Source organism: Propionispora sp. 2/2-37, from assembly GCF_001298735.1.
GTDB lineage: Bacteria > Bacillota > Negativicutes > Propionisporales > Propionisporaceae > Propionispora.
Window position 1 is genome coordinate 62,518 of sequence record NZ_CYSP01000019.1, and the last position, 8,805, is coordinate 71,322.

Below are 8,805 nucleotides of genomic sequence, written 5' to 3' on the forward strand. Positions count from 1 at the left end.
GGTGAAGTTTAAGCCTTTAGAATATTCCATTACTGATTGTCAATGAAGTAATGGCGTACTCCTAATTAACTTATGTTTCATTAGACCGATAGGGATAAATGAATCTTAGTTAATTCTATTTATGAATGCTGCGAAGAATTGAGCAGTATGAATAAATAGTTATTATATACTAAATAATTAATACATATATAGGCTTAAATTATATATATATCTCTCTAATACCGACATGCCTTGAAGCCTTATAAATCAAGCACTTTTTAAGACGTTTAATGAGTTAAATTCATTAACATATTTTTATCAATTGATAAAATGTACACTACCAATAGACTGTTGGCGATACATTACAGTTTAGATACTATAATCTAATTGCATATCATTATCTAAATACTGGATTAGTAATTCCCTCATACGCTGACTAGGTATATATAACTCTATTGGTTTTCCTTCTCTAATGGCAGACCGCCATAGGAATTGTAACATCTCTGATAACGCCCACATATCTTCATCTACTTTTATGTTATGTAATTCGAAATAGTTATTTTTAAGGGAAGTCCTCATAAACCTGTTTACGCAATAAGCAATACATGTTCTGTCTTTATATTTGTTGGTTGCTCTTGCGTTACATTCGATAAATCCCCTTGCATAGCCGTTAGGCTTTATTTTATGCTCAAACTCCTTAAAGGTAGTCCACATTGTATTATTACTTTGCTGTTGAGTGATATTATGGAAATAATTGTATACATTGTTTTTCAGTGTGTTTATTTTGGGTTTGTTATTCTTGAACCAGCCTTTAGATAACGGATTGCCACTCTTTGAGTTTTTGCCTATGTCATTTAATTTACCTTCATATATGTTAATCAGCGGTTTTAGATTATTACTAACTTTTCCATCATGTTTGATTAATTTATATCCTGTTGCATTATCTCCTGTTACCGTATAGTACTCATACTGTATATTGTGTAAATCAAAATAATATCTCTGTATTTGCGCTGGAAATAAATAAGTCATTATATATACTTCTTCAAACTTTTGAAAGAATTTTACCGGAAACAACCATAAGAAAAATGTATCATTAAACACCATTAAATTACCAGATTGAGCATATTGCTTTATATCACTATACCTACTACCACTATTTGGGTATGTTTCATCTGTCCATATGACACAGCTATCCTTTACTTTAGCGTACCTGGCCAGGATACAGTCAACATCTGCTTTTGATAATTTAATATCAAGTACAACGTCAAAGACTTCATCCATAATTAGTATGTAGTCATTAGCTTCTAACAATGATTCTACTTCCTCATCTGCTCTTTTAAAACATTCGTGTGTAGCAACAATATTATGACCTTTTTCTAACATAAGTTTGAAATCATTTACCTTGTGGCCTTCTCTTGCAAACTTAAATTTTAACTGTGGGCAATCAGGAATTATCCTGTCTTTAATCTCGTCATTATATGGTGTTATGTACATAAACCTTTTGTCTGAATTTTTATTCATATATTGAATTGCCCAATTAGTTTTACCGCTGCCCATAATTGAATCTACTACTTTAATCAATAAACATCATTCTCCTTTATGACTACATTTTTCTTCCAATATAATTAACAATCTTTCATAGACATATCTATAAAAATTATTAAGTGCTTGCTCCGAAGGTTGATTCATTTCAATAATATTGACTTTCAGTGACGTTTTCTTTCTTTTTTTCGTTTGCATAGTCTACCTCCATATATTAATAACTTGAGTTGTAAAACTATTGTTTAATATATTGTTTTTCAAGATAACTTAATATACTAAGGGTAACTATAAGGGTACTAAATTTAGATATCAAAAACATTTATTTACTAAATAAAATATACTCTTCTTTTGCATCTTCTATTGTATATTCTGACTCATCGGTTATCTTTTTGCGGATAGAAGGAGGTAGTTCTTGAATAATAGTAATGGTTTGATCTACCTGTTTTCTATTTAAATCATTATCAATAGCATATGTTACTACTTTAGTTTGTTCTTCTGGTGTATCAAGTTTATTGATAGATCGTATTGTATCTGCACCTATATTGCCCTCTTTAATTTCTTCTTTGATTTCTGTGGGATAGCCGTGGAGTTTGAGAAGGTCAGAAATATAACCAATACTTAACCCAAGCTTTTCCGATGCGACTCTAACGGTAATTGTTCGGTCACCGAACATCATCTCATGTAGCTTTTCGGCTTTCTCTACTTCCGTCAGGTCGCTTCTCTGTAGATTCTCACTTAACATATACCAATCATCATCTTTTGTAATAACTATTTCTCCTGAATCATTTCTAACCGTATTTTCTTCTGCCAATTCACGTACTTTATCTTTATTATTATCAATAAATTGTTTAAATGGAGTTTTTCCGATGTTGGTAGTATCTTGAGTGTAAATAGTACCATTGCGTTTTACCTTACGCTGTTGCGGCTGCTCGTATCTTCCACTTTGTTGATGATGTGTTTCCTCTAATTCCTTACGCAACCTACCTACAGTCATATCACTTACACAGCACTGTTCGGCTATTTTGACATTACTCCACTTACTCCATTCTTCATCCTGTAACAACATCATTACAGCCTTACGTTTGTCAGCGTTTGTTCTTCGTAATCCATGAGAAGCATTGGCACCAACATTACCGCACGACTCTTCTAGCCCATTCCTCAAGTTTTCCCTTATGAATCCTCCATGATTTCCCAAACTTATGAGCCGGAAAACCTCGATCCCAAACAAGTTCATAAACTCTAGTTTTCGGCAATTGAAGTATCTCTGCAGTCTCATCTACAGTTAAAAATATTTTCTCCTTGTTTTCTGTTTTGTCCATTGTTTTATATCCTCCAGATTTTTATTGAGGCGGCAACTACGCCGCCCCTTAATTTATGCAATGCTGTCCATAATCTTTATAACTTGTTTACCTGATAACTTTTTTTGTTCTATCAACGCATTGGCTACTGCAATAGTCTGCTGTTGTATTTTAGTATCCCTATCAGTTTTATACAAATAATTATCTATGCTTTTACATTTCCCTAGCATACTTTCTTCAGATAAAATAGACACACAATCAATATTGTTACCTAATATTGCCGCCATTACTGCATGGCCTGCTTCATGAATTGCTACTATATATTCTTGTGATACTTTTTCTCTCATCTACATCCCCCTAACAATTTCACTCAGATTAAATAATCTTACTTTTCCTTCTCCTTGTCGTTCAATCTCTGCTTTACTTTGTTTTGCTTCGTTAATATTTTTAGCTATATAGCTAAATTTAACTTCTCCACTCTCGTCATGTGCCAATATTAATATCATTTCTTGTACCACCTATATACTCAGTACAAGTTTGCTATTAGCCATTGTAATATGTAACGTCTTTCCTAAATCATCACTATTAGACCTAATCAAATTGTATTTGCAGTAATACTTCTTCTCTAATTCTTTAATTTCACGCTTAAATTCATCTAAGTACTGTTGATTTACTCTATATGTACCACCATCCCAAAAGTATTTTATTGGTTGCTCACTATCAAACGTTTTATAATATATATCTTTTGTTTCTATTACTATTGCCTTAATTACATTCCAATCATCGTCTTCTACTAGGTATAATCCATCAATTTCTGGTTCTTCAATATCTTCCATCCTTGCTAATGCATCAATGATTTTACTTTCTGTCTGACTTAAGTATTGTATGAACCTATCTTTCATATCTTTATTCACAATGTAGATATCATCAATATGTTTAAACAATAGATTATTATTAAAACGATTGAATCTCTTGAGTATCACATTTCTACCTTTTATGTTCTCAACTTTAATTAATCCAGTAACATTATTGTTTTCTAATTCATTATTTATTTTCATTGCGCTTTTACTCATTTCAACCACTCTCCTATTATCAATTATTTATTATACGAACTTATACATATACTATTGATTTACGGTTATACTAATGCTACAATGTATATGTAATAATTATAAAAGGGCATAATGGTAGCGTTGTATTTATCTTAGTTTTAAAATTAAGATATACTATCGTTATGAGCGAACTAATTATCCTCACACAAACGGCAATTTGTGTGAAAATGGATTTGGTATACTTGTCCTTTTAAAAAATGGGAATACTTAAGAAGCAACCTGTGTAAAAGGTTGTTTTTTTCTTTTTATATAGAATTTATGCCTCGTTCCCCTACACCTCCCTTTAGTTTATTAATGGCAGATTAGGCCATATAATAGATCCTTACCACCTCCTTCATGTGCTAAATTATACCACAAAAAACAGCTAACAAACGTAATGTATTAACTTTTGTCTTTCAAATATTGTATATAAGCGTTTAAGATGTAAGATTTTGATTCTATTTTTTCAAGCCATTCTATGATTTCTTTAGGATGATGGTTTAAAGATGGTTCTTCTTCTAATAATTCCATTTTGTCTACGCCGAGCTTCAATGCTATTTTTTCGATACCTTCAATAGATATGTCTGGCTTATTCTTTTCATATCTAGCATAAGAAGCCTGAGTTACTTCTAGTACTTTTGCCATTTCTTCTTGAGTAATATCTTTACTCATTCTGATACTGCGTATTTTATCCCATACATTCATAATATCCACCTTCCAAATTCATAATATCACCACATACATCTTCCGTCAATAATAAATTCATAAATTATTCCTTATTTGTATAATTTATTCCTGAAACAAGAAAAAAATGCCGCAAGCATCCATCTAGTGAAACAAAAGTTTCGCGTCGACGTAAATCTTTCGATTTACTAGAAGGACACCTGCGGCACACTTTATTTATATTAATGTTTCCAGCCAATTTCCCTAAAAAGGTCTAATGATATTACAGCTATAGTCGGTACTAAAGTACCTAAAAGCAGTATTGATGTAAAAGTATTATGATATAAATCTCTTAGTCCAATAACAGCCAAGGATAATAGAATTAAACCAAAAATAGTTTGTTTTCTCATTTATTCCCATCCTTTCTTAAGTAAACTCTCTTGGAGACTTCCCGATTAAAAGCCCTAAAGATAATCTCTAGTAATGCTTCATAGGCTTCGGGGTCTTCTTCCTGTACATTCTCGCTAACATTCACAGCATCAACCTTTGATAATAATTCAATAGCTTCTTTATATTCAGTAATCAAATGAGAATAAGCCTTATACGTCTTCCCGTTTCTTCCGGTTACTGTTGTGCCTACTTCTAATTTATCAATCATATGTTCATCATCCTCCAAAATACCATCATTTTTAGCCGACCGAATAAGCATTTTCAATAATAATTGCGTTTCTTTTGCCTGTTCTGGCTTCATTACTTTCATTTCAGCCTGTTTCTGTTCCATCAGATTACATAGATTATTTTGCATTGTTATTTTTTCCTTGAACGAAATATCGTTCCTGCATGGTTCAACATACTCATACTGTTTATTTAATCCTAGATACCAAACCAAAGCTTGTTTTGTCATCACTAAATCAAAATTAGATATATCTGCACAAAAATAAGGAAGCAGTTTTGCAACTGCTTCCTGTCCTTCTTCTGTTGTACATTCTATTTGTTTACCTGTATTAATATTTAAGGAATAACAAGCTTTATTAACATCTTCTATAACATCCAGTATATCCTTGACTTTCATTGGATTTACTATATGCTCTTTACCCGTTCTATCAATCAGTTTCATTCTAACAACTCCTCTTTATCTATATCCCCTATTGGAATTTTTACCCATAATATTATTTAATGCTGATGGATTTCTAGCTATTGCTTCAAGTATTTGTTGGTCACTCATTTGTGTACTAAGTACTACAACATTACCATTGCCGCTCTGTGCCATCTGAGATAGCATTTGGTTTTGTTGCAGCATTAATTTGTTAGCCGTTTGTAACTCTGCTATATGAGCATTATTCTGTTGTGTTTGAACATTAATAATTGGTCGTTCTGCTAAAGATGGGTTCTTTAGGTTTGGCTCTACGCCAAAATTTGCAGTTACTCCTAATTCTTTTGCTGCATAATTTAGTAGATTTACAGAATTGCCCGTATTCTTTTCAATCGGAATAGCAACCTCTTTGCCGTCTTCTCCGAAAATAGCTGGTTGATTCGAAACGCCACCATTAGCAAATCCAAAACCAAAACTAGAATCTAACGTTGTTCCGTTTGACAAATTCCAGGCACTACTTGACGATTTACCACCAAATAAACCGAATATCTGTGATAATAGCGAAGGTGAGTTATTTTGAATCTTAAATAGTGCCTTTAGTGCATCATCAGCTAATCCTTGCCAAAGGTTATTCCAAATACTCTTCCATGAGTTACCCTGTACTATAAGCTGTGATGTAATACCATAAAGCCCTTCAGCAACCTTATCATGTAAGGTATTACCCAATTTTTCTACCTCAGTTGTTAGGGAATCAACTGCTTGCTGTTGTTTTTTATACTGTTCGCTATCATCGCCAAATTGTTCCTTGATTCGGTTCAATTCCTTTTGAGCTAACGTCAGTCTTTTTACTGCAGCTGCTAATTGTATGGGGAATTTATCAATATCATTGGCTTTATACCCTAGCCCTGCAATAGCATGTGATTCATCATAATCAATGGTTTTCATATCAATATTATATAATTGCTCTGGTGTTTTAAATTCTTCCCTGGTAACATCATTACCCAAATTAGATATTTGTTTTTTATTATCAGCAATTTTTACTTTCAATTTGTCAGACAAATCCAACAAACGAACTAATAATTTCTCATCTTGAAGGTAATTACCGTAGGCTTCTGCAAAGTCTTTCTTTTCCTGTGCCGATAGGCTTGACCAGGATGTTTTTTGTTCATTCAATGCATTCACCGCGGCCTGTGATGAGGCAACCATACTATTAGCTTGATTTTCATAGCTGTCTGCTAATATTTCCATACTAGAATTTTCTTTCGTTAACTGCTCAATCCGGTCTTCCATTAGTTGAATTTTCTGTGCTGAGTTCTCAGACGTAACCCCGAATAATTCTTGTTGCGTATTCAATTTTTCTAAGGCTGCGCTATATTCATCAGCTTTAATTTTTGCATTGGATAGCATAAAGCGAACTTGATGGTTTGCCCATAACTTTTCTATTTGCTGGCTATTATCCGGTGCATGACTTGAGCCACTACTACCTTTAGACAAGCCTTTTGATTTTCCATTGTTACCGCCTTCAGATACTTCTCCTGTTGATATAGGAGTTGTATTATAGCTACCAGGAGTATAGATACTTCCTAAAGCAACCCTGCCCTTTTCAGCCCAATAGTTAAGAGCTTCGTTCTTAATTTCATCTGCTTTTCTATTCGCTTCGTCGGCTTCTGCCTTAATCTGATCTGTGACTGCTGATATATCTTGTCCTTCAGGTACTTCAATACCGGCCATCTTCCATTCTTCTTTAATACCACCATCAGCAAGGTTATTTAGATAATTTGCTTTGTTACGATAATGTTTAAACAGAATAGAGTCTATTCGCCCTAATGCTTCCCCTATGGAATCAGCCGCTTTATCAAAGGCAATTGCTTCTTGATTAATCGCCCCTATACGTTCATTAACCATAGTAATCGTATCATTAGCAAGTTTTGTCTGTGTTTCTCTTAAGGTATCTAGTTCCTGTTGCATCTGATTAGTTTTTTCATTGTGAACAGCCTGCGCCTGGGTGATAGCCCCCATAATATCATCTGAGGCCAAAATTCTTTCAGCCGCTTCTTTACCTACAATTTGGGTTAATTGTTCTGTGACTGTTCCCATAGTACGTTTTATTTCTGCAGCTTTTTCCTCGTTATCTCCTACCTGTTGCAGGGCTTCCTGAAGGCTTATATAAGAATTACCTAAAGTCTCCATATAGGCAGTCTGTTGTTTCGTCATTTCGATCTCACTGGCTTTAGCCTGAATTGCCGTATCTGCTGCCTGGCTAGCCTTTTCCTGTGCGGCAGTGGCTTCACCTGCGAAGTATGAATAAGTAGCTAAAGCTGTAGCCGCCAATACAATAAGTTTGGCCAATGCCCCCCAAGGATTAGCCGTGGTTGCAACATTTAAGGCTTCTTGTGCCACTGTAGTGGTTATTATGGTACTTCTTAGTAAGGCGTAGGATTCAGTAGCAAAATTAACGGCTGTCCGTAATGCTACAAAAGCAACAGCAAATTTAGTAATCCCGCCTACGGTATCCCATACTACAGGATTAATACTATTCAAGCCCTTGAGTACTTGATTTAACACATCCAAAATACTTTTAAGTTCATTTTTAAACCCGCTTTCATTGCCGCCTGTTACCAAAAGTTCCTCAAAAGAAGCTTTAAGTGTTTCTGCTTTTCTTTTGATGGTGTCCATTTGAATTTCAAGCTGTTTATCAGTGAATCCACTGGAATTGATAGAATTTCCTAAAACTCTTAGATATTCGTTAGGGTCTAACATAGCTGATAGCTTAGTGACTTGGAACTTACCTCCGCTAAGATTTCTAAAAAGTTCTTCAAAGTTCTGATCTGTTGATTTTGCCTTAATCGCCACATCAAGCAACACATCAGATATCTTTCTAAATTCCTTTTCTCCATTATTGCCTATTTTATAGACTTGAACGCCCATTTCTTCTAAAGATTCAATTGCTTTACTGGAATGAATTGAATTGGCTATGGATTTAATTCCTTGCCCAATAGTTGCCCCGCCTAGTCCTGTGTTTCTGGCAATAACAGCAGTCATAGCGTTTAGCTCATCAAAAGAAATGCCCACCGTATGAGCCGCTGCTGCTGATCTCATGAGTGATTCCGCTAAATCCTGGGCAGATACTTGACTAGTA

Annotated in this window: 11 protein-coding genes; all 11 read right to left on the bottom strand. The window is 34.1% G+C overall.

What is annotated here, in order from left to right; genetic code table 11:
- Positions 1-348: 348 nt before the first annotated feature.
- Complete coding sequence (locus P22_RS17435) at positions 349-1,560, bottom strand: DEAD/DEAH box helicase family protein (RefSeq protein ID WP_054261508.1); 1,212 nt, start codon at positions 1,558-1,560, stop codon at positions 349-351.
- A 6-nt stretch (positions 1,561-1,566) separates the two neighbouring features.
- Positions 1,567-1,719 carry a hypothetical protein gene (locus P22_RS20760; RefSeq protein ID WP_156319034.1) on the bottom strand — a complete coding sequence of 51 codons (153 nt, stop codon included), beginning with the start codon at positions 1,717-1,719 and terminating at the stop codon, positions 1,567-1,569.
- Between the two features lie 121 nt (positions 1,720-1,840).
- The gene (locus tag P22_RS21050; protein WP_082378548.1) at positions 1,841-2,683 is read right to left on the bottom strand and encodes a ParB/RepB/Spo0J family partition protein; all 843 of its coding nucleotides are present in this window, start codon (positions 2,681-2,683) and stop codon (positions 1,841-1,843) included.
- Positions 2,652-2,840: a helix-turn-helix domain-containing protein gene (locus tag P22_RS20165; protein ID WP_072169822.1), complete on the bottom strand. Its 189-nt coding sequence runs from the start codon at positions 2,838-2,840 to the stop codon at positions 2,652-2,654. The genes P22_RS21050 and P22_RS20165 overlap by 32 nt, the downstream gene beginning before the upstream one ends.
- Before the next feature lie 53 nt (positions 2,841-2,893).
- Entirely contained in the window at positions 2,894-3,166 is a 273-nt protein-coding gene (locus tag P22_RS17445) for a hypothetical protein (protein WP_054261510.1), read from the bottom strand.
- Positions 3,167-3,325, bottom strand: a complete 159-nt coding sequence (locus tag P22_RS20770) for a hypothetical protein (protein ID WP_156319035.1) — start codon at positions 3,323-3,325, stop codon at positions 3,167-3,169. It abuts the gene before it with no gap.
- A 12-nt stretch (positions 3,326-3,337) separates the two neighbouring features.
- Positions 3,338-3,892, bottom strand: a complete 555-nt coding sequence (locus P22_RS17450; protein WP_054261511.1) for a hypothetical protein — start codon at positions 3,890-3,892, stop codon at positions 3,338-3,340.
- 420 nt (positions 3,893-4,312) lie between these two features.
- Positions 4,313-4,615 (bottom strand): helix-turn-helix domain-containing protein, encoded by a 303-nt coding sequence (locus P22_RS17455; RefSeq protein ID WP_054261512.1) that lies wholly within the window; start codon positions 4,613-4,615, stop codon positions 4,313-4,315.
- Between the two features lie 200 nt (positions 4,616-4,815).
- Positions 4,816-4,983 (bottom strand): hypothetical protein, encoded by a 168-nt coding sequence (locus tag P22_RS20775; protein WP_156319036.1) that lies wholly within the window; start codon positions 4,981-4,983, stop codon positions 4,816-4,818.
- On the bottom strand, positions 4,980-5,690 hold the full coding sequence (locus P22_RS17460; protein ID WP_054261513.1) for a hypothetical protein: 711 nt from the start codon (positions 5,688-5,690) through the stop codon (positions 4,980-4,982). Before P22_RS17460 ends, P22_RS20775 begins: the two co-directional genes overlap by 4 nt.
- Before the next feature lie 15 nt (positions 5,691-5,705).
- The gene (locus tag P22_RS17465) at positions 5,706-8,765 is read right to left on the bottom strand and encodes a hypothetical protein (protein WP_054261514.1); all 3,060 of its coding nucleotides are present in this window, start codon (positions 8,763-8,765) and stop codon (positions 5,706-5,708) included.
- Positions 8,766-8,805: the final 40 nt, after the last annotated feature.